The sequence below is a fragment of the Streptomyces sp. NPDC087310 genome, from assembly GCF_044744405.1.
Taxonomy (GTDB): Bacteria; Actinomycetota; Actinomycetes; order Streptomycetales; family Streptomycetaceae; genus Streptomyces.
Genome location: NZ_JBIUYF010000002.1, coordinates 753,163 through 774,010 on the forward strand (window position 1 = coordinate 753,163; position 20,848 = coordinate 774,010).

The window sequence follows — 20,848 nt, forward strand, 5'->3', positions numbered from 1 at the left end:
CGGGGACCTGCGGCCCGTCGGTCCCGGCTCCCGTGCCCGGGATCCGGCTCCGTCACCCGATCGGGCCGTCAGCCGGAGGGCGTGCCCTCGCGGCCCGTCCCCGCGGCCTCGTTCCTCTCCAGTTCCTCGCAGAGCTCCCCCAGGCCGGTGCGGGTGAACACCTGGGCCAGGGTGACGGGTACGCCCCGTTCCTCGGCCTTCAGCACCGCGTGCACCGCCAGCAGCGAGTCACCGCCGAGATCGAAGAAGTCGTCGTCCCTGCCCACCTCCTCCACCCCGAGCAGCTCCGCCCAGATCCCGGCCAGCACCGCCTCGGTCCGGGACATCCGCCCGACGGAGCCTGTTCCCCCGCCGCCGTCCCGCGCACGGACGCTCAGCCGGACGAGCGCCTCGCGGTCGATCTTGCCGGTGAGCCCTCGGGGCATCACCTCGTGGTGGACGTACGACGCCGGCCGCATGAACTCCGGCAGTACGTCCGCGACATGGGCGGCCACCGCGGCGCCGAGGTCGGCGCCCGGGGTGCGCGGGACCAGGTGGGCCACCAGCCGTTCCGCGCCGGAGTCCCCCCGGACCAGGACGACAGCGGCGTCGCGTACGCGCGCGTGGTCCCGTACCGCGGCTTCGACCTCGCCGAGCTCCACCCGGTACCCGCGCACCTTGACCTGGTCGTCGAAGCGGCCGGTGAATTCGATCAGCCCGTCCCGCCGGAGCCGCCCCTTGTCACCGGTGGCGTACATCCGCGCCCCGACCGCGTACGGGTCGGGTACGAAGCGCAGGCTGGTGGCGCCAGGACGGTGGAGATAGCCCCGGGTGACGGCGGTCCCGCCGATGAAGATCTGCCCCTCCTCTCCTGTACGGACCGGGCGCAGCCGCTCGTTGAGCAGCCGCAGGGAGACGCCGTCGATCGCGGTGCCCAGGGGCGGATTGTCCTCGTCCTCCGGGAGCGTCTCCATGGAGTACGCGCTGTCCAGCGTCGTCGCCTCCGACGGTCCGTACCCGTTGATGAGCCGGTTGTCCGCGCCTCGTCGGCGGTGGCGTTCGAGGAACTGCCTGGCCCGGTCGGCGGACATCACGCTGCCACCGACGATGAGCCGCCGCACGCTGTCCAGGGCCTCGGGACGCGCGTCCCACAGCACGTTGAAGAGCGTGGTGGTGATCAGCATGGTCGTGACCCGTTCCTGGACCAGGACATCGGGAAGCTCCTCGACGGCCTGGTAGGAAGGGGCGGGGACCACCAGCCGGCCGCCGTTGGTGAGCGCGCCCCAGATCTCGAACGCGGCCACGTCGAAGGCGAGGGGCGCGAGTTGGAGAAAGGTCTCGCCGGGGCGGAAGTCCACGTAGTCCTGGCGTGGGTCGACGAGGTTGACCGCTCCCCGGTGGGTGACGCCCACCGGCTTGGGGGCGCCGCTGCTGCCGGAGGTGTAGACGAGGTAGGCGAGGTTGTCGGGATGGATCACCACGGGCTCGGGCGGCTCGGCCGGCTCGGCGGTGGGATCGGCGGTCGGCTCCTCCTCCAGGAAGAGGGCCGCCACGTCGGTGAACGGGCCGGGCGCCTCCTTGCGCGCCACCACCGTCAGCATCCGTGATTCCCGGGCCATGAGGGCCAGCCGCGCGGCGGGGTAGTCGAGCGGCAGCGGCAGATAGGCGGCGCCCGCCCGCAGTACCGCGAGCATCGTGACCACGGCCTCGGCGGAGCGGTCCAGGTGGATACCGACGATCGCCTCCGGCCCCACCCCGGCGGCACGCAGCCAGGCCGCGCGGTGCCGGGCGCGCCGTGCGAGCGCGGCGTATCCGACGGTTCCCTCCCGTGAGGTCATCGCGGGGGCGTCCGGCAGGGCGCGGGCCACCGCGGCGAACCGCTCGTGGAGGAGCAGGGGCGGTGGCTCCCCGGCACCGACGCCGGCACCGGGGTTGGGGCTGGGGCTGGGGGTGGACACGTCCGCGGTCACCGGGCTCCCTCCGTGGGCGACATGGGCGACGTGCTCGGCTCGGGCGACGTGGGCGAAGCCGCCTGTACCGCCCGCGTACGGGCGCCCCGGCGGGGAGTGAACCGTACCGGCAGGCCCGACAGCCCTTTCATGAACGTCGAGTAGACGGGCGTCGGCTCACCGGTCAGCTCCCAGTGGTCGGCGTGGTCGAGGAGTGCGCGCAGCAGGGCCGTCAGTTCGAGACGGGCCAGCCGCGCGCCTGGGCAGATGTGCGGCCCGTGCAGGAAACTGAGGTGCCGGTTGGGCTCCCTGCCCAGGTCGAGGCGGTCGGGGTGGGGGAACTGCTCGGCGTCGAAGTTCGCGGCGCTGTTCCAGACGGTGAGGATGTCGTCCCTGGCGATGGGGACACCGCCGAGTTCGGTGTCGTGCAGCGTGGTGCGGCCCGAGTGCATCGACACGGTGGTCCAGCGCAGCAGTTCCTCCACCGCCGAGGCGACCGTCACCTCGCCTCGCACGAGACGGCGCCACTCGCCCGGCCACTGGGCGAGGGTCTGGACGGAGGCGCTCATGGCGAAGCGGGTCGTCTCCTCGCCGCCGAGGAGCACGCTGTAGCAGTTGTAGAGCAGTTCGTCCTCGCTGAGTTCGACCGCCGTCTCCGTCAGGCGGACCAGAAGTCCCAGCAGGTCGTCCTCCTGCTTCCGGTAGGAGCGGACCAGCTTGGCGAAGTACAGCAGGATCTGGTTGCGGGCGAGCCGGGTGTCCAGGTCGGCGGCGACGGGTGCCTCCGACGCCAGGGCGGCACTGGCGTCCTCGTACAGGGCCGGGCGGTCCGCCTCGGGAACGCGCAGCAGGTCGCAGACCACGGCCATGGGGACGGGCCGGGCCACCTCCCGGGCGAAGTCGCTGTCCCCGCGCGCGACGGCGTCGCGCACCAGCCCGTCGATGTTCGCGGCGATCCGCCGCTCGTACGGGGCGAGGGCCCCCGCGGTGAAGCCCCGCCCGAGTTCTCTGCGCAACTGCTTGTGCCGGGGTCCGTCGGACACCGCGAGCATCCGGCCGCCGGCCGGGTCGCCCCCGTGCAGGAGGGTGGCGATGTTGTTGCCGCGTCCGGAGGTGAAGCGGTCGGTCGCGCCGAAGACCTCGATGGCCAGGCGGTAGGGCGTGACGACCCAGAAGCCGGGCCCGCCCCGCGTCGGCGGGTGCCAGGCGACGGGGGTCCGCTCCCGCAGGAGCCGCCACACCGGGCGCAGGTCGCGTTCGGCGTGGACCACCGGGTTGCTCAGATCGATGTCGTGCAGCGGGCCCTGTCCGAAGCGCAGTGCTGTGCTCACAGCTCACCGTCCGTTCGTCCGCCGGCGAGGACCCGCGCGGCGGGCGGCCGGGCGAACGCGGTCATCGGTGTTCCCGGGGCGTCACGGTGTCCTCCTCCATCGCCCGGCGCAGGGAGAGGGGGCGCATATCGGTCCAGTGGGTCTCGACATAGCGGACGCACTCCTCCTCGGTGCCGCTCGCGCCGGTCTGCCGCCACCCTTCCGGTACGGGCCAGGTGGCGGGGACCGTGGCGTACTGGAGCTCCTCGTTGATCACGACCGTGCAGAGCTGATCGCCCATGTATCGCTGATCGCCCGTGTACCGCTGATCGCCCGTGTATCGCTGATCGCCTGGCAAGGGGGTTCCTCCGTCCTGGGTGGGAGCTCCCGACGGGGGATCTCCTGCGGCGCGGCACGCCGTTCCCGCTTCGTGGCGGCACCGGATCGAGCTTCAGTGTGTGGGAAGGGCGGACAGGGCGACCATGGGTTGAAAGTCCCGGACGAGGCTTCCGCCGCCCCCCGGCGACGGGCCCGGTGGCCGCCCGCCTGGGACCCCGGGCCCACCCGGGCGGGTTGGTCACCGCGCGCCGTGGCCGCGCCGACGGCGTGGCCGTACCTCGTCGCCTTCCTCAGCCGTCCGCCCGTCGTCGGGGACGGTGAGCAGTCCCTCGCGCAGCCCGGTGATGACGGCCTCCGTCCGGTCGGAGACGCCCAGTTTCGCGAAGAGGGACGTGATGTGGTTCTTGACGGTCTTCTCGGAGATCTGCAGGGACGCCGAGATCTGACGGTTCTTCAGGGCCGCGCCGATGAGCAGGAGCACCTGGTACTCGCGGGCCGTGAGGTTCGCGGGGTGACCGGTCCCGAGGGGGTCGCCGCACCGGTCCGCGCGGGTCGCCTCGGCGCTCTCCATCAGGGCGGCGGTGGCGGCGGTGAGCTGGGAGGCTCGGCGGGTGTGGCGCCTCGCCTCGTCGTCGACGGTCCTGGTGTACGTGGCGATGTGTTCCAGCACGAGGGGCGGTACGACCTCGTCGCGCCCCTCGCACAGCCACCGCACCGCCTGGCCGACCGAGTCGGGGTCGCCCTCGCCGTCCCCGAGCCCGCGCCCCTCGCTCTCCGCGATCCGGACGGCCAGCTTCAGCCGTTCGAGGCCCGCCAGGCGCAGCCAGTGGTCGAACCGCTCGGGAAAGGCGACCGCCCGGTCCCGGTGGGGGCCGGCGTCGTCCGCCGGGGTCTTCTCGTGGAGTTCCGCTGCCGCCTCGCCGTCCACGCCGCCTCACCGCTCGCCGGGGCTCGGGGACCGGCCGGCCTCGGCGAGACCGGGGGTGGCGAGGACCGCCCCGAGTACGCCGTCGTGCTCGTGCAGGAAGAAGTGCCCGCCCTCGAAGGTGCGGATGTCGAGGGCGCCTTCGGTCATCGCCGCCCACGCGGCCGCTCCCCGGGCCGGGGCACGGGGGTCACGGGTCGCGGTCAGCACGGTCAGCGGCAGGTTCAGGGGGCGCCCCTCGGCGGGCGGCCGGTAGCGGTAGGTCTCGGTGAGTTCCAGGTCGGCCAGCAGGGCGGGCAGCAGGAGATCCAGCAGATCCGTGTCCTCGCGCACCTCGGCGGGGATCCCCAGCTCCGTCTCGCGCAGCACCAGGGCGGACCGGCCGAGGCGGTGCAGAGGTGGCCGGTTCGGCCACTGGGGCGGGGCCGGCATGCCGGAGACCACGAGCCCCGAGGGCTGCCGGGTTCCGTCCCGCTCCCCGAGCACACGCAGCCGGCGGGCCGTCTCGAAGGCGAGGAGCGCGCCCATGCTGTGCCCCTGGAGGACGTACGGTGCGTCCAGGAGGGGCGGGAGCTCCGCGGTGAGCGCGTCAACGGCCTCGTGGAGTCTGCGGCGCGGTGGCTCCCCGAAGCGCGAACCCCGGCCCGGCAGTTCCACCCCGCGTACCTCGACGCCCGGGGGAGCGGCGCGTGCCCACCGCCCGTAGGCGGCGGCCCCCGCTCCGGCGTGGGGGAAGCAGAAGAGCCGTACCGCCGGGGGGAGTTCGGGAGGAGCGTGCGCGCTGCTCCGTACTCCGGACGCGGCCGGTGGTCCGGGCCGGCCCCTTCGCGGAAACCAGTCCCCCGGCATGCCTGACGCGTACACCACGACCACCCCCGGCTCGCGCTGACGGAACCACCACTCCTGCCTATAGGGATCGGCGCCGTCACACCAGTACGGAGTGAGCCATACAGACCCGGGGGAGGTGGGTGCGGCACGCGCAACGGCCACCCGGGACCTGGGTCCCATGGCGGGCGGTCCCGGTCGCGGCTCAGACTTGTGCCCGCTGTTCCTTCTCCCTGTCGTGCCGGCGGGCACAGGTGTGCGTCCCCTGTGGTGCCGAGCGGGGAAGGCGTGGTCGACGGCGACCGCGGCGAAGCCCGAAGAGGAGATCTCACCCGAGGAGGCACCGGAGTGTTCGACGCGACTCCAGGCACGACGACTCCCCCGTTCCCCCACTCCACGGTGGCCGAGCGCATCGCCGCGCGGGCGTCGCGGCGACCGGACGCCCCGGCCCTCGTCGACGGGACACGGACCCTCAGCTTCGGCGGTCTCCTCTCCTCCATGCGGACCACGGCCGGCCGGCTGGGCGCGCGCGGGGTGCGCCCCGGCGATGTCGTCGCCGTCTGCGGGCAGCGCTCCGTCGAGACGGTGGCCGCCTGCGCGGGCGTCATGGCGGCGGGCGCCGCCTATCTCGTACTGGACCCGTCCCACCCGGCCGAGCGGCTGCGGGCGCTGCTGGACGACAGCGGGGCGCGGGCGGTCGTCGGCGCGGTCCCGCCGGCCGTACGGGGCGGGCCCGGACGGCCGCCGCCCCTCGTGGAACTGGGCTCCCTCGGGGCCGGATCCGAACCGGGCACCGCCGCGCCCACGCGCCCGCCGGGCGGGGGCGCGGCTCCGGCGTACGTGAACTACACCTCCGGTTCGAGCGGCAGGCCCAAGGGAGTGGTCGTCGGGCACGAGGGCCTCTCCCACCTCGTCGACTGGTTCCAGGAGCGGTACGACGCGGGTCCCGGCGACCGGTTGAGCCAGCTCGCGCGGCCGACCTTCGACGCGTTCGTGCTGGAGACCTGGACGGGGCTGTGCGCGGGGGCCTCGGTGCACATCACACCGGACGAGGCGCTGAAGGACCCCGAACTGCTGCGGGACTGGCTGTGCCACGCCGGTATCACCCTCTCCTTCGTCCCCACTCCGCTGGCCGAGCAGTTGCTCGCGCTGGACTGGCCGGCCCCCGGGGCGGCGTGCGCGCTGCGCGACCTGCTGGTGGGCGGGGACCGGATGCACCGCAGGCCACCCGCCGGACTGCCCTTCCGGGTGCACAACAACTACGGCCCCACCGAATGCACCGTCGTCGCCACCTGCTGGCTGGTGTCACCCGCCGACGAACGCCCGGTGACCCCCGCCGGCGGTGCCGCCGGTGGGGAGCCCCCGCCCATCGGCAGGCCGCTCCCCCAGGTGACGGCCCATGTCCTCGGCCCGGACGGGACCCCGGTCCCGGTGGGTACCACGGGGGAACTCCATCTCGGTGGCCCGCAGCTCGCCCACGGCTACGCGGGGCGCCCCGCCGGCACCGCCCGCGCCTTCCGGCCCGATCCCTTCCGGCCCGGTACCGGTGCCCGGCTGTACGCCACCGGGGACCTGGTCCGGCGGGACGCCGAGGGGGTTCTGCACTACCTCGGCCGGGGCGACGACCAGATCCAGATCCGGGGGATCCGGGTGGAACCCGCCGAGACCGAGACCGTACTGCGGGCTCATCCGGCCCTCGCGCAGGCGGTGGTCGTCGGTACGGACGAGCCGGAGCCGCGGCTCGCCGCCTTCGTCACCACGCTCCGGGACGGCGTGGGGACGCGGGAGATCCACGACTGGGCCGCCCGCCGCCTGCCGGAGTTCCTGCTGCCCTCCCTCGTCACGGTCGTCCCGGAGATTCCGCTCACCCCGCAGGGGAAGGTCGACCGGGCCGCGCTCTCCCGGCGGCCCCTCGCGGCGGCGCACTCCCCCGAGGCTCCGCCGCCCCTCGGGTACCCGGCGCACTCCCCCGGCGCGGACGGCGCGGCGGCGGTCCTCGATGTCCTCGAACCGCTGTGGTGCGAGGTTCTGGGCACCCCGGCCGCCGTGCCCGGGGACGACTTCTTCGAGGTGGGTGGTGACTCGCTCCGGGTCATCCGTCTGGTGAGCCGGGCACGCAGACAGGGCCTGCGGCTGCGCCCCGAGGACGTGTACGCCCATCCCGTACTCGCCGATCTCGCCCGCGCCGTCGCTCCCTCCGCCGAGGGGACTCCGGCACCGCACTCCGCCCCCGAGGAGGCATCCCCGTGACCCTCACCGCCCCCGCCAGGCCGCGCCGCGTCACCTTCGTCGAGCTGAGCGTCTACGAGAACACGGTCCCTCTGGTCTCCGGCTACTTGCAGGCGTACGCCACCCAGGACAGCCGGATCGCCGGATCCTGCGCGTTCGAGTTCTTCACACGGGGCCTGCGCACCGACCCCGGCGAGCTGCTGGACGACCTGCTGGCCCGGGACAGCGATGTGTACGCGTTCAGTTGCTACATCTGGAACATGGGGCTGGTCCGTGTCCTGCTCGACCAGCTCGTGGCGCGGCGGCCCGACGCCTGGATCATCCTCGGCGGGGCGCAGGTGATCAACCACGCGCGGCAGTACATCGGGCCGGACGTGCGCAACGTCGTGGTCTGCAACGGCGAGGGCGAGCAGCCCTTCTACGAGTTCCTGCACCAGGTCGTCTCGGACCGCCCCGACCTCTCCCAGGTCAGCGGCGTCAGCTACCGCGGGGAGGACGGGGAGCTGCGTACCACCGAGCAGCCGCCCCGGATGAGGACGCTGGACGAACTGCCCTCCCCCTTCGCCCAGAAGCTCTTCGACGACGGCGAGTACACCTTCACCGTCCTGGAGACGAACCGGGGCTGCCCCTTCCACTGCGGATTCTGCTTCTGGGGCGCCGCGACCAACTCCAAGGTCTACAAGTTCGAGGAGGACCGCGTCCGCGGGGACATCGAGTGGATCGCCGAGCACGGGGTGTCGAGCGTCTTCATCGCGGACGCCAACTGGGGCCTGTCACCGAGGGACGTCGACCTGAGCCGGCACATCGTGCGCTGCAAGGAGGAGCACGGTTTCCCGAGTTCCATGGTGATCGCGGCGGCGAAGAACCGGCCGGAACGGGTGGCGGAGATCACCGAGATCCTGGTCCGGGGCGGGCTGGTGACCAGCCAGCCCATCTCCCTGCAGACCGTCAACACCGAGGCGCTGCACCTGATCGACCGCCAGAACATCCGGGAGACGACGTACACGGATCTTCAGCGCAGCCTGAACGCCAAGAACATCAGCTCCTTCATCGAGCTGATCTGGCCGCTGCCCGGGGAGAGTCTGACCACCTTCAAGCAGGGCATCGCACGGCTGTGCCGCATGGAGGCCGACACCCTGACGGTGTACCCGCAGCTCCTCCTGCACAACACCGCCCTGTACGACCAGCGGGAGACGTTCGGTGTGGAGACGGAGCGCGCGCCCGATCCCGCGGCGGAGGCGGACGTCGTCGTCGCCACCCGCTGGGTCGACCGGGCGGACTGCGAGGAGGGGGCGTGGTTCTACTACCTCGTGCAGAGCCTCTACAACGCGCGGGGCGCCTTCTGGCTGGCCCGCTACCTGGACCGCTCCGGGATCCAGCCGTACGACGAGTTCTTCGCCGCGGCGACCCGGTACTGGCAGCGGTCCGAAAACGCCCTCAGCCGCTTCGTCGCCGACAGCGTCTCCACCGCGGACAACTACGACCTGCTGAACATCGGCAAGGCGGCTCACCTCGTCCTGCACTCCGACCGTGCCGCATTCGACCGGCTGCTGGGCGAGTTCGCCCGTGCCCAGCCCTGGTGGTCCGATCCCGCCGCGCGGTTCGCCCTCGACCTCGATCTGGTGGCGCGTCCGTACATCTACCGCGAGCCCGTCCAGCGCCCCGGGCTGGCCCTCGCCGAGGCGCGGCTGACGGGCGCCACGCCTACGTCGCTGACGATCGGGCTGCCCCCGGGGCTGGAGCACCTCCCGGTGGAACTGGGCCTGCTCCCCGAGGGCTCGCCGGCCCCGTCGGAGCTGCGGTTCGAGCACCCCGGCCAGGGGAAGATGCCCGTACCCCGGCACCGCACCATGGAACAGAACGCCGGGTACTGCCACGTCATGATCCAGCGTCTGCGCACCCTGCTCCCGGTCTGCCTGCCGGGGCGGGAAGCCGCGGCGTCCGTACCCGACGCGGGGGGACCCGGTGGCGCGTGATCTGTTCACCGCGGACCACGAGGCGTTCCGCGAGGTGGTGAGGACGTTCGTCGCGCGGGAGATCACCCCGCACCTCGCCGCCTGGGAGGCGGCGGGGAGCGTCGGCCCCGAGGTGTGGCGCACGGCCGGCAAGCACGGGCTGCTGGCGCCCGACATGGACGTCGCCCACGGCGGCGGAGGGGTCAGCGACTACCGCTACCACGTGGTGCGCGGCGAGGAGTTGGCGCGGGCCGGAACCCTCAGCCCGGCCTTCAACCTGCACAGCGAGGTGGCGGGGGGCTACTTCGCCCAGTTGGCCACCGAGGAGCAGAAACGCCGCTGGCTCCCCGGCTTCTGCTCCGGCGAGCTGATCAGCACCGTGGCCATCAGCGAGCCCGAGGCCGGCAGCGATGTCGCCGCGATCCGCACCCGGCTGACGCCGAGCGGCGACGGTTCCTTCCTGCTGAACGGCAGGAAGAGCTTCGTCACCCACGGTTCGCTCGCCGGGCTCGTCATCGTCGCCGCGCTCGACCCCGGCGCCCGCCGGCCGAACGGCCCCCCGGCGTGCACCCTTGTCGTGCTGCGCCCTCCGGTGGACGGCCTGCTGGTCGGCAAGCCCCTGGCGAAGATCGGCCTGCACTCCCTGGACACGGTGGAGCTGTCCTTCACCGATGTACGGGTGGAGCCGGGCGATGTCCTGGGGCGGCCCGGCATGGGTTTCCTCTACCTGCTGCAGAACCTGCCCAGGGAGCGCCTGTCGATCGCCGTCACCTCCCTGGCGCTCGCCGAACGCGTGCTGGAGGTGACGATGGCGTACTGCCGGGAGCGGCGGGCCTTCGGGCAGCCGATCGGGCACATGCAGCACAACCGCTTCCGGCTGGCGGAGATGGCCACGGCAGTGCGGGTGGCGCGGGCGTTCACGGACACCTGTGTCCGCGCCCTCGACCGGGACGAACTCGGCGTGGAGGAGGCGTCCATGGCCAAGTGGTGGAACTCCGAACTCTGCAACGACGTGGTGGGCACGTGCCTGCAACTGCACGGCGGGTACGGCTTCACCACGGACTTCCTCGTCGGCCGGGTCTACGCCCAGGCGCGGGTGCAGACCATCTACGGCGGCACCACGGAGATCATGAAGGAGATCATCGGGCAGTCCCTGCCCCTGTAGCGGTCGGATCCGGACGCGGTACGAGCGGGTGCCGGACCTGGTCCGGGCCCGGTCCGGCCGCGTACAGCCCTTGAGGAGGCGACGATGATCGTGATCGACGACACCGCGGTGCGGGCGCTCTACCCCATGTCCCGGGCCATCGAGGACATGCGGGCCGCCTTCCTGCTCTACAGCTCGGGACGGGCGTCCCAGCCCCGTCGTGTCATGACCCCGGGGGAGGGATCCGGCGAGGTGCTCGCTGCCATGCCGGCGTATCTGCCGCCGCCCGCCGCATCCGGGACGCCCGCCCCGTCCGGGACGCCCGCCGCACCGGGTGCGCCCGCCATGCCCGGCACCGGCGACGTGCCCGGCGCGGACCTGGCGGGGTTCGGGCTGAAGGCGATCGCCGTACAGCCCGCGAACCCCGCGCGGGGGCTCGACCCGCACCCGGGCGTGGTCCTGCTGCTCGACGCCGACACCTGCGCCCCCGAGGCGCTGGTGGACGCGACCAGCATCACCCTGATCCGTACGGCGGCTGCCTCGGCCGTGGCCACCGATCTGCTCGCCGCGCCGGACGCCGACGTCCTCGCGGTGCTGGGTACGGGGGCCCAGGCCCGAAGCCATGTGGAGAGCCTCTGCCTCGTACGGCCGTGCCGGGAGATCCGTATCTGGGGCCGCACGCCCGGCCACGCGCGCGCCTTCGCCGAGGACTGCCGGAAGTTCCTGGCCGACGGCGGACGGCACCCCTCCGTGGTGACATTCCCCGACGCGGCCGAGGCGGCGGCGGGCGCCGGCCTGATCTGCACCGTCACCGCCGCGAGCGAGCCCGTGCTGGACGTGGCGGCGGTGGCGCCGGGGGCCCACATCAACGCCGTGGGAGCCGTCTTCCCCTCCCGGAGGGAACTGACGAGCGCCCTGGTCGCCCGCTCCAGCGTCTTCACCGACAGCCGGGATTCCGCCCTCGCGGAGGCGGGCGACCTGCTCGTCCCGATCCGGGAGGGGCTCATCGGCGAGGAACACCTGCGCGCGGAGATCGGCGAGGTGCTGCTCGGCACGGTACGGGGCCGGACCTCCGCGCGGGAGATCACCGTCTTCGCCTCGCTCGGCCTGGCCGTACAGGACGTCGTCGCCGCACGGTCCGTCCTGCGGCGCGCGCGGGCCGAAGGCGCGGGCACGGAGGTCCGGTTGTCGGCCGACCCTTACCGACGGAGGACCCCACGATGAACCGCGCCACCACCGGAAGGAAACCCGCCACCCCCTGGCTGGTGGGCCGCAGGACACCGGCCGATGCCGGCCTGACCCTGTACTGCTTCGCGCACAGCGGCGGATCACCGGGCGAATTCCTGCGCTGGGCCGACGAGTTGCCGGGCGCCGCCCTGCGGGGCGTCCAGCTCCCGGGGCGGGGCTCCCATGCGGGCGCGGCGGCGCTGACCACCCTGCCCGAGGTACTGGACGGAGTGCTCGACCAGGTCGACTTCGCCCCGCCCTTCGCCTTCTTCGGCCACAGCATGGGGGGCCTGCTGGCCTATGAGACGGCCCGGCGGATCGTGGCGCGGGGCGGCGCCGGACCGCGCTTCCTGGTGGTCTCGTCCTGCGCCCCGCCCCACCACCCCCGGGACGAGGGACTGCGCGATCTGCCGGACGCCGAACTGCTCACGGCCATCGACGAACGGTACGGCGGCGGCGTTCCCACGGAACTCCTCCTGGACGAGACCGTACGCGCCCTGCTCATGCGCTCCTTCCGCGCGGACGTGTCGGTCTCGGAGACCTACCGGCCCACGCCGGGACCCGTACCGGACTGCCCCCTGTACGTGATGGGCGGTGCCCACGACCTCGACCCGGGCCTGCTCTCCGAGTGGGCGCGGTACACCACGGGTCCCAGCCGGACGACCGTGGTGGAAGGGGGCCACTTCTATCTCCGGGAGGCTCCTGGGCGCCGGGCCCTGCTGGCTCTGCTGAACACCCTGATCGCCTCGGCGGGTTGAGCGCGCCTTCAGGCATGGCCGCCGCGCGGAGCCGACGTCCGGCGGCGCTCGGAGCCGGTACCCGGCGGCGCGGGGCCGGCGTCCGACGGCGGCCATGCGTGCCGGAACTCTTGACGTGCCTTCGACAACGGTGCATTGATGTGCCCAGGCCCCCGAACGGAACGCGGACCACTCCGGCCGCGAGTGGGAGCGCTCCCATGTCTCTCGGCGGGCCGCCGTCCTCTCGCTCCGCATCCACGAGAAGGGACCTTGGCCATGCGGAACAGCACAGCCCCACGGGCGCTCCTGGCCGTCCTCGCGCTCACCGTCGCCCTGCTCGCCGCGCTGGTCACGCACCCGGGCACCGCCGCCTCCGCGGCGGCCGATCCGGTGCGGATCATGCCGCTCGGCGACTCGATCACCGGGTCTCCCGGCTGCTGGCGCTCCGTGCTCTGGAACCGTCTCCAGGATTCCGGCTACACCTCGGTCGACTTCGTCGGCACGCTCGGCCCGCAGGGGTGCGGGCAGCCGTACGACGGGGACAACGAGGGCCACGGAGGCTTCCTGGCGACCAATGTGGCCGCGCAGAACCAGCTTCCCGGCTGGCTGGACGCGACTCACCCGGACATCGTTGTCATGCACTTCGGCACCAACGACGTGTGGAGCAACATCGCGCCCGACCGGATCCTGGCCGCGTACGACACGCTCGTCGGCCAGATGCGGGCGAGCAACCCCGACATGAAGATCCTCGTCGCCCAGCTCATCCCGATGAATCCGAGCTCCTGCGCCGAGTGCGCCCAGCGGGTGGTGGACCTCAACAGCCGTATCCCCGCCTGGGCCGCCGGGCGGAGCACCGAGCGTTCGCCGGTGATCCCCGTGGACCAGTGGACCGGCTTCAGCACCGCCGCCGACACCAACGACGGCGTCCACCCCAACAGTTCCGGCGACACCAAGATCGCCGCGCGCTGGTATCCGGCGCTGACCGCGCTGCTGACGCCCGGCACCCCGACACCGACGCCCACGCCGACCCCGAGCGATCCGGGCGGCGCCGGGTGCGGTGCGTCGGTCAGGACCGTCTCGTCCTGGCAGGGCGGCTACCAGGCGGAGGTGACCGTGGTGAACAACGGCGCCTCCGCGCTGCGCGGTTGGTCCGTCGGGCTCACACTGCCGGGCGGCGAGACGATCACCCAGGTGTGGAACGGGGTGCTGACCACGGCCACCGGTGGTGCGACGGTCGGCCATGTGTCCTGGAACGGCGCGCTCGCCCCCGGCGCCTCCACGGCCTTCGGCTTCATCGCCACCCGGCCGGGGACCGCCACACCCGCCGCGCAGGTCAGCGGCTGCACCGCCGGCTGAGCCGCGCACACCCGCACCGTCCACGTGTCCAGGAGATCCACGTATCCAGGAGACCCGTATGCGTCCACACCCCATGAGTCCACGACCCCCCACCCGGACATCCACGGCCACACTCCTCGGCCTGCTCCTCTCCGTCCTCTCGCTGCTCGCTCCCTGCCTGGCCGCCACGCCCGCCCAGGCGGCCGTCCGGGCCACCGGTCTGCACATCAGCGGCGGGCGGCTGCTGGAGGGCAACGGCAACGACTTCGTCATGCGGGGCGTCAACCACGCCCACACCTGGTTCCCGAGCCGGACCACGGCCGCGCTGAGCGACATCAAGGCCCTCGGCGCCAACACCGTCCGGGTGGTGCTCAGCACCGGCGACCAGTGGACCAGGAACGACGCCACCGATGTGGCGAACATCGTCGCGCAGTGCAAGCAGAACAAGCTGATCTGTGTGCTGGAGGCGCATGACACCACCGGCTACGGCGAACAGAGCGCCGCGGTCTCCCTCGCCCGCGCCGCCGACTACTGGATCAGTGTGCGGAGCGCGCTGACCGGCCAGGAGAACTACGTCGTCGTCAACATCGGCAACGAGCCGTACGGCAACACCAATTACGCGGGCTGGACCGCCGACACCAAGGCGGCGATCCAGCGGCTGCGGAGCGCCGGCTTCGAGCACACCCTGATGGTCGACGCGCCGAACTGGGGCCAGGACTGGTCCTTCACCATGCGGGACAACGCGGCGTCGGTCTTCGCCGCCGACCCCGCCCGTAACACCATGTTCTCGATCCACATGTACGGCGTCTTCGACACGGCGGCCGAGATCTCCTCGTATCTGAACACCTTCGTCGGCGCCGGACTGCCCATCCTGGTCGGCGAGTTCGGCCAACTGCACTCCGACGGGGACCCGGACGAGGACGCCATCATGTCCACCACCCAGTCCCTGGGCCTCGGCTATCTGGGCTGGTCGTGGAGTGGCAACAGCGGTGGTGTGGAGTATCTCGACATGGCGACCGGCTTCGACCCCAACGCGCTGAGCACGTGGGGCCAGCGCATCTTCCGGGGCGCCAACGGGATCGCCGCCACCGCCAAGCAGGCGACGGTGTACGGCGGTTCGCCCGGCGGTGACACCACGGCGCCCACCGCCCCCGGGACGCCGACCGCCTCCGGCGTCACCGCCACCTCGGTCGCCCTGTCCTGGGCCGCGTCCACCGACGCGGTGGGGGTGACGGCGTACGACGTGGTCCGCGTCAGCGGGACGGCCGAGACCGGCGCGGCGAGCTCCGCCACCCCCTCGGTGACGGTGACCGGTCTGTCCGCCGCCACGGCCTACGACTTCGCCGTCTACGCGCGGGACGCGGCGGGCAACCGGTCGGCGCGGTCGGCGACCGTCCGGGTGACCACCGCGCCGGGCGGCGGGTCGACGGCGTCGTGCGCGGTCGCCTACACGGTCAGCGGCCAGTGGAGCGGCGGGTTCCAGGGGGAGATCGTCATCCGTAACACCGGCGCCTCCACCGTCAACGGCTGGACGCTCGGCTGGACCTTCCCGAACGGGCAGCGGATCACCAACCTGTGGGGCGGTACGGCGTCCCAGAGCGGGTCCGCGGTCAGTGTCGCCGCCGCCTCCTACACGGCGGTGATCACACCGAACGCCACGGTCGCCGTGGGGTTCACGGCCTCATGGACGGGGACCAACGGGAAGCCCGCGGCGTTCACCCTGAACGGCTCGGCCTGCGCCGTGGGTTGAGGTCCCTCCGGGTGACGGCTGTCGGCCCGCGACTTCGACCAGCAGCCACCCCGCCGCCGTCATGGCCACGGCGACGGGAGCGGTGACCGGGACCGCGACGAGCACCGCGGAGTGCCCCTCCAGCAGCCCGGCGAAGCCGACCGCCGACAGCCCGAGCACACCGAACAGGGTGAGGGTGACACCGAGGGCCGCGCCCGGACCGCCCCACCGGACGGTCCGGGCGCGCTCCGCGGTGGTACGGCCGGACACCGCGACCGTACGGGCGGAGACCGGGCCCGGCGGGCGTTCCGCGGCGCGGAAGACGGCGACCAGCAGGGCGGTGAGTACGGCCGCGACCGTCAGCCGGACCGGGGTCTGGGCCCACCAGGCCCCGGTCCCCGGCGCCGGGAAGGGCGCGCCGAGCCCGAGGGCGAGCGCGTACACCCCGAGCATCGCGGTGAGATGCCAGAGGAAGGCGGTCATCGCGACGCCGTTGGCGGCGACGACCCCACGCCACACCCGAGGGCGTGCCAGCAGCCGGGCGGCGGGGGCGCGGAGCAGTTCGACGGCGCCGACCAGCCAGAGGCCGTGGCAGAGCAGGGCGAACGTCGGCGGGGCCATGTTGCTGATCTTCTCCCCCGGCATGCCGACCATGGAGAGCGGATACGGGCCGAGGGCGACCAGCGCGGCGGCGGCGGCCAGCCCGGTCGCGGCCAGCGCGGCCGGGAGCCGGGGCGCGCGCAGCCGGCCGTCCGCCCTGAGGAAGCCGAGCTGGTGGACGGCGAGCCACACGAACGCGAAGTTCAGGAACGGGACGTAGGGCACGGCGAGGGCGAAGCGCAGCAGGTCGACGGTGGCGGCGGCGAGGGTGAGCGCGCCGAACGCGGCCCATCCGTACCGCTCGTGCAGCCTCAGCAGGGGCGGGGTGAGCGCGACCATCGCCAGATAGATACCGATGAACCAGAGCGGCTGGGCGACCAGGCGTGCCGCGATGTTCGCCAACTGGCTGTCCGGAGCGATGAGTTGGAGCGTGAGGGCGGTGACGCCCCAGACGGTGACGAACAGCATGACCGGCCGCAGCAGCCGGCGCAGCCGGGCCCGCAGAAAGGCCGCGTACACGCCCTGTCCTTCGAGCCTGCGGTGCAGTGAGCGGTAGGAGAGGGCGTGTGAGAAGCCGCCCACGAAGAAGAACACGGGCATGATCTGGAGCAGCCAGGTCAGGAGCTGCAACGAGGGCTCGACCGCCAGCAGATTGCCGACCCCGGCGCGGCCGTCCGCGTCGACCGTCACCGCCGCCATCAGCCAGTGGCCGAGCACGACGGTGCCCAGGGAGGCCACGCGCAGCAGGTCGATGTACCGGTCCCGGCCGGCCGGAGTGGCCGCGGCGAGGGAACGTGCGTTCAGCTCCATGGCCTCAGCTTCGCGGCAGGGGAGGCCGGGCGGCACGGCCCCCGTACTCAACTCGGGCGCCGGGCCGCTGAGTACCCGTACTCAGGTCGGGCGGCGGGGCCGGAAAAGGGCCGCGCCCGGGGAACGGTGCTCGTTCCCCGGGCGCGGGTGGTGACGTAACTTCCTTGTGCGGCCTGACTACTTGAGCAGGTATGCCTTCAGGACGGTCACGTCGTAGGTGTTGCCGTTCTTGTCCGTCAGCTTCGCCTTGAAGGAGACCGAGGTGGCCTTCTTCGGGTGGGTCAGCGACAGGCTCTTCTTGCCGTCCTTGGCGGTGGTGACCGGCGCCTTGGTCCACTTGGCGCCGCCGTCGTAGGAGACCTGCACGGCGAGGGACTTGAAGCCCTTCCCGGCGGCGGGGCCCTGGATCGACAGCGGAACGGTGAGCTTCTTGCCCGCCGCGGCGGTGCTCGCCAGGTCCAGCTTCGGGGCGAAGCGGACGGTGGAGAGCGGCAGGTCCACGATCGTGTCGGCGGCGGGCTTCTTCGAGGTGTACGACCAGGCGGCGGTGAGGCGGCTCGTGACGCCCGCGACCTTGGTGGAGCGCGAGACGTCCGTGCTGATCACGTAGCGGGAGGACTTCGTGGGCAGCGCGTCGGTGTACTGGCAGAGCGGCGCCTTCACGTCGACGAGCTTCTTGCCGTCGGCGCTGATGGCGGTCTGCTGCTTGGTCACCGGCGAGGATCCGGAGTGCCCGGCACCGTCGGTGAACTCATCGACGCAGACCATCATCTCGTTGTTGAGACGCTGGGCGAGGTTGGTCGCGTCCACCTTGGGGCTGAACACACCGACGTTGTACGTCCGGTCGTACGTCTTCTTCGGGGCGTACGTCCTGGCCGGGTCGGCGCCGAGGTACGCTTCGCCGCCGTCCTCCGTACGGCCCTGCTGGCTGACGAAGAACTCCCAGTTGATGCCCTTGGGCGCGGTGACATACGTCTTCGCCGTGGCGGGCAGCGCGAACGGGTCGCTCACCGTGCCGATGCCGTACGACGGGGTGGACCAGAAGGGGTTGACGACACCGTAGCGGCTCTTGGCGGAGGCCCCGATCTTCAGGTTGAGCCGGGCCAGTTCACTCGTGGCCGTCTTGTGGCTGAAGCCGGTGTACAGCGAACCGGTGCGCGTGTAGAGCAGGTTGTAGCTGGTGCTGCCCTTCTGCCAGAGGCCGCCGACCTGGGCGTCGAACTGCTTCGCGGGCAGTGCGGCACCGACCTGACCGGTCCGGATGCCCTGGAAGCCGCCCAGGAAGAAGGTGGCGCCGTAGCTGGTGTCGGGCGTCTCCAGGGCGTAGTTGAGGAAGGCGTCCGTGGACTTGGCGGACTCCGGCGCCGTGATGGAGACCGGCTTCGCCTTGCGGGCGTCGAAGGTCACCGTCCCGTTCTTGGTGGCGGAGTACTTCGGCTGCGCCATCACGGCCAGGTCCGGGTCGCCGCCGGCCTTCGGGGTCTCGACCGGGGCTTCGATCAGGTACGTGCCCTTCGGCAGCCGGACCTTGACGCTGCCCTTGCCGGGGGTGTTCTCCCAGACGACGCCGTCGTGGCCGTAGACGGAAGCCGCCGACACGGCGGGCTTGCCCTTGGTGTCGATGAACTTCATGGTGAGGTCGTAGGACTCGACCTCACGGTTCACACCGAAGGAGGTACGGACGCTCTGGCCGCCCTCGGTGGCCTGGGCGACGAGCGCGCCGGAGTACGTGCCGTCGAGACTGCCGACCCGGGTGTCCGAGGTCAGCGCGACGGTCGCGGTGCCACCGGCGGGGACGGTGACGCGGTCCGCGCCCGTCGTGAAGAAGCCGGCCGGGGCGGGCTTGCCCTGGGGGCCGGTGGACTCCACCGACAGGTCGAGGGTGACCGGCGCCTTGCCGCCGTTGCGGTAGGTGATCTGCTGGGTCGCCGGCTTGTCGTCGGTGTGCGGCCACTGCTGGACGCCGAAGTTCACCGAGGTCTGCTCGCTGACCACCGTCTGGGTGATCGCCTTGGTCAGGTCGGTGCGTCCGGTGCCCTGCTGGAACGCGGTCAGGCCGGTGCCGGGCTTGGCGGAGGCGGTCAGCGTCTGCTTGATCCGCTGCCCGCTCCAGTCCGGGTGCTGCTGGGCGAGGATCGCCGCGGCGCCCGCCACATGCGGGGTGGCCATCGACGTACCGGACATCGCCACGTAGCCGTCGGCGGCCGGGTCGCCGAGCTGGCCCTGGGCGGCCTTCGCGGCGACGATGTCCACGCCGGGCGCGGTGAGATCGGGCTTGAGCGAGCCGTCGGCCGTCGGCCCCACACTGGAGAAGTCCGCGATCGCGTCCTTGCGGTCGACCGCGCCGACGGTGAGCGCGGAGGCCGCGCTGCCGGGCGAGCCGATCGTCCTGGCGTCGGGACCGTCGTTGCCCGCAGCGATGACGAACAGGATGTTCTTCTCGGCGGAGAGCTTGTCGACCGCCGCCTCCAGCGGGTCGACCTCCGCCGTGTCCCCGCCGCCGAGGCTGAGGTTGGCCACCTGCGCGCCCTGGTCGGCGGCCCACTGCATACCGGCGATGATGCCGGAGTCGTCGCCGAAGCCTGCGTCGTCGAGCACCTTGCCGTCGAGGATCTTCGCGCCGGGCGCGACCCCCTTGTACTTCCCGCCGGACTTGGCGCCGGAACCGGCGGCCGTCGACGCGACATGCGTGCCGTGGCCGACGTGGTCGACGGTGTTGCCCGACCCGGAGAAGTCCTTCTCCGCGATCTCGACACCCTTGAGGTCCGGGTGCGTCTGGTCGACCCCGGTGTCCAGGACGGCGATCTTCACGCCCTTGCCGTCGTAGCCGGCCTTCCACGCGGTGGGCGCGCCGATCTGCGGGACGCTCTTGTCCAGGCTCGCCCGGCGCTTGCCGTCCAGCCACACCCGCTCGATGCCGGTCGCCACCGTACGGTCGGCGCCGCGGCGCGCGGTGGGCGACGCCGTGAGCGCGTGCCACACGTCGGCGGAGTCCGTCTTCGGCGCGGTCACCGCCTCACCCTTGACGGCGGGCAGGTTCCGGCGGACCGAGACGTCCGCGGCCGAGATGGCCGACTTCGCCCGCGCCTTGTCCTTCGTGTACGAGACGATCAGCGGCAGTGTGGAGCGGTGCGCGTCGTCGTACTGGTTCTTGATGAGCCCCGTGACGTCGAACAGCCGCCGGTCCAGGGTGCCCTGGGCGATCAGCGCGTTCGCGTCGGACGGGACGACGTAGGTGGCACCGGCGACCCGGTGGACGGATATCCGTATGCCCTCGCGCCCTTGCGCGGGCTCGATACGGGCCACCCGGCCCTTGGCGTCCACATGCACCCGGTCCCCGGTGATCAGGGTGACCACGGACGAACCGCGCTGTGCCTGGCGGGCCTTCGCCTCGAACGCCTGGGCGGCGGTGGTGTCCCCGGCGGTGTTCCCCGCCGTCCCCGCCGTGTCCTGGCCGGCCGCGGCCGCCCCCGTCGTGAGTCCCGCGGTGAGCAGTGCCGCGACCATGGCCGCGCCGGCTCTGCGTGTGCTTCGGTGCAACTCTCCCCCAATGATGAAGTAAAGAGATGAAGTAAAGATTCGACCAACCCGGATCGGCCCGGAAGACGGGAGTTGGCCCCGGCCGGTTCATTCGCGGAGTGCCCGGATCCGAATTTCTTTCGCCGCGCCGACCCGCACGGGCCCACACCGTCCCGTGCCCCTCCGCGCCGCCGCCGGCCCTCGCCGGGCAGCTCAGGGCCTATGCGACACCCTGT

The 20,848-nt window shown here is 72.5% G+C and carries 14 protein-coding genes; 7 read left to right on the plus strand and 7 right to left on the minus strand.

All coding sequences use genetic code 11. The features are described 5' to 3' along the window. Positions 1–68: 68 nt before the first annotated feature. The 5 genes from ACIO3P_RS09075 to ACIO3P_RS09095 all read right to left on the minus strand — a co-directional run bounded on the left by ACIO3P_RS09075 (position 69) and on the right by ACIO3P_RS09095 (position 5,510). Entirely contained in the window at positions 69–1,949 is a 1,881-nt protein-coding gene (locus ACIO3P_RS09075; RefSeq protein ID WP_401848352.1) for an amino acid adenylation domain-containing protein, read from the minus strand. Further along, positions 1,946–3,259: a cytochrome P450 gene (locus ACIO3P_RS09080; RefSeq protein ID WP_401848350.1), complete on the minus strand. Its 1,314-nt coding sequence runs from the start codon at positions 3,257–3,259 to the stop codon at positions 1,946–1,948. Before ACIO3P_RS09080 ends, ACIO3P_RS09075 begins: the two co-directional genes overlap by 4 nt. A 61-nt stretch (positions 3,260–3,320) precedes the next feature. Then, on the minus strand, positions 3,321–3,539 hold the full coding sequence (locus ACIO3P_RS09085) for an MbtH family NRPS accessory protein (RefSeq protein WP_329823629.1): 219 nt from the start codon (positions 3,537–3,539) through the stop codon (positions 3,321–3,323). A 276-nt stretch (positions 3,540–3,815) separates the two neighbouring features. After that, a complete protein-coding gene (locus tag ACIO3P_RS09090) occupies positions 3,816–4,505 on the minus strand; it encodes a response regulator transcription factor (RefSeq protein ID WP_401848348.1) in 690 nt (229 codons plus the stop codon). Between the two features lie 6 nt (positions 4,506–4,511). After that, positions 4,512–5,510 carry a thioesterase II family protein gene (locus ACIO3P_RS09095; protein ID WP_401978129.1) on the minus strand — a complete coding sequence of 333 codons (999 nt, stop codon included), beginning with the start codon at positions 5,508–5,510 and terminating at the stop codon, positions 4,512–4,514. Between the two features lie 165 nt (positions 5,511–5,675). Here ACIO3P_RS09095 and ACIO3P_RS09100 point away from each other — a divergent pair, with 165 nt between their 5' ends. From ACIO3P_RS09100 to ACIO3P_RS09130, 7 genes are all read left to right on the plus strand, one after another. Beyond that, positions 5,676–7,577, plus strand: coding sequence for a non-ribosomal peptide synthetase (locus ACIO3P_RS09100; protein WP_401848343.1), 1,902 nt, complete (start codon positions 5,676–5,678; stop codon positions 7,575–7,577). Further along, positions 7,574–9,532 carry a cobalamin-dependent protein gene (locus ACIO3P_RS09105; RefSeq protein WP_329823633.1) on the plus strand — a complete coding sequence of 653 codons (1,959 nt, stop codon included), beginning with the start codon at positions 7,574–7,576 and terminating at the stop codon, positions 9,530–9,532. Before ACIO3P_RS09100 ends, ACIO3P_RS09105 begins: the two co-directional genes overlap by 4 nt. Continuing rightward, positions 9,522–10,676, plus strand: a complete 1,155-nt coding sequence (locus ACIO3P_RS09110) for an acyl-CoA dehydrogenase family protein (RefSeq protein ID WP_401848341.1) — start codon at positions 9,522–9,524, stop codon at positions 10,674–10,676. The genes ACIO3P_RS09105 and ACIO3P_RS09110 overlap by 11 nt, the downstream gene beginning before the upstream one ends. An 84-nt stretch (positions 10,677–10,760) precedes the next feature. Beyond that, complete coding sequence (locus tag ACIO3P_RS09115) at positions 10,761–11,879, plus strand: ornithine cyclodeaminase family protein (RefSeq protein ID WP_401848340.1); 1,119 nt, start codon at positions 10,761–10,763, stop codon at positions 11,877–11,879. Then, entirely contained in the window at positions 11,876–12,640 is a 765-nt protein-coding gene (locus tag ACIO3P_RS09120; protein WP_401848338.1) for a thioesterase II family protein, read from the plus strand. The genes ACIO3P_RS09115 and ACIO3P_RS09120 overlap by 4 nt, the downstream gene beginning before the upstream one ends. 255 nt (positions 12,641–12,895) lie before the next feature. Next, a complete protein-coding gene (locus ACIO3P_RS09125) occupies positions 12,896–13,975 on the plus strand; it encodes a cellulose binding domain-containing protein (protein ID WP_329823638.1) in 1,080 nt (359 codons plus the stop codon). A gap of 73 nt (positions 13,976–14,048) precedes the next feature. Next, positions 14,049–15,704 carry a cellulase family glycosylhydrolase gene (locus ACIO3P_RS09130; protein WP_401848336.1) on the plus strand — a complete coding sequence of 552 codons (1,656 nt, stop codon included), beginning with the start codon at positions 14,049–14,051 and terminating at the stop codon, positions 15,702–15,704. Here the strand turns inward: ACIO3P_RS09130 and ACIO3P_RS09135 are convergent. Both ACIO3P_RS09135 and ACIO3P_RS09140 read right to left on the minus strand, forming a co-directional pair. Continuing rightward, positions 15,636–17,093: an acyltransferase family protein gene (locus tag ACIO3P_RS09135; RefSeq protein ID WP_401848334.1), complete on the minus strand. Its 1,458-nt coding sequence runs from the start codon at positions 17,091–17,093 to the stop codon at positions 15,636–15,638. The genes ACIO3P_RS09130 and ACIO3P_RS09135 overlap by 69 nt on opposite strands. Positions 17,094–17,270: 177 nt before the next feature. Next, entirely contained in the window at positions 17,271–20,633 is a 3,363-nt protein-coding gene (locus ACIO3P_RS09140) for a S8 family peptidase (protein ID WP_401848332.1), read from the minus strand. Positions 20,634–20,848 lie beyond the last annotated feature (215 nt).

Coding starts and splice junctions, on each gene's coding strand:
- ACIO3P_RS09085 (WP_329823629.1), bottom strand. CDS start 3,539: ATGGGCGATCAGCTCTGCACGGTCGTGATCAACGAGGAGCTCCAGTAC.
- ACIO3P_RS09095 (WP_401978129.1), bottom strand. CDS start 5,510: ATGGGACCCAGGTCCCGGGTGGCCGTTGCGCGTGCCGCACCCACCTCC.
- ACIO3P_RS09115 (WP_401848340.1), top strand. CDS start 10,761: ATGATCGTGATCGACGACACCGCGGTGCGGGCGCTCTACCCCATGTCC.
- ACIO3P_RS09120 (WP_401848338.1), top strand. CDS start 11,876: ATGAACCGCGCCACCACCGGAAGGAAACCCGCCACCCCCTGGCTGGTG.
- ACIO3P_RS09125 (WP_329823638.1), top strand. CDS start 12,896: ATGCGGAACAGCACAGCCCCACGGGCGCTCCTGGCCGTCCTCGCGCTC.
- ACIO3P_RS09130 (WP_401848336.1), top strand. CDS start 14,049: ATGAGTCCACGACCCCCCACCCGGACATCCACGGCCACACTCCTCGGC.
- ACIO3P_RS09135 (WP_401848334.1), bottom strand. CDS start 17,093: ATGGAGCTGAACGCACGTTCCCTCGCCGCGGCCACTCCGGCCGGCCGG.